Origin of the sequence: Corynebacterium sp. HMSC034H07 (genome assembly GCF_001815175.1) — a bacterium.
Taxonomy (GTDB): Bacteria; Actinomycetota; Actinomycetes; order Mycobacteriales; family Mycobacteriaceae; genus Corynebacterium; species Corynebacterium hiratae.
On sequence record NZ_KV819471.1, the window covers coordinates 1 to 450 of the forward strand.

Annotated in this window: 1 protein-coding gene; it reads right to left on the reverse strand. The window is 57.1% G+C overall.

Annotation, left to right across the window (positions count from 1 at the left end; translation table 11 throughout):
• A partial coding sequence (locus HMPREF3009_RS00005) for an ATP-binding protein (protein ID WP_198531092.1) occupies nucleotides 1–446 on the reverse strand: 446 nt, incomplete at its 3' end.
• Nucleotides 447–450: the final 4 nt, after the last annotated feature.

Genomic DNA, 450 nt, shown 5'->3' on the forward strand with positions numbered 1-450 from the left:
AGCATGTCGGTGCGGTAGAACCGTGCGGAGTAGTCTTTGCGGCATGCTGCTGTGATCAGGGCTTGGGCGAGGTAGGTTTTGCCGACTGAGGATTTGCCCAGGATGACAATGTTTTGGCCCAGGTGGCACCATTGTCCGTGAGCGAGTCTGCTGACTTGCTCGGGGTTGATGTTGCGGTCAGGCGTGCAGACCACGTTTTCAAGGCAAGCATCAAGGTTCGGCGATCGGGATGCTTTCAGCAGTTTGTTGATGCGTCGCTCGCGCCTGGCCGCGACTTCTTTATCAAGTGCGTAGAGCACCTTTTGGGAAAACGTCCATGTGTCGAATGCGGGATCGTTGGCGATGTCGATGACGCTTCTGCCAAAGGCTGTCATCCGCAGCGCGGTGAAGTCGGGCAGGACGGATTCGTCAAGGAAGCGATCTGTTGGCGGGGTTGGTGATGACAAGGGG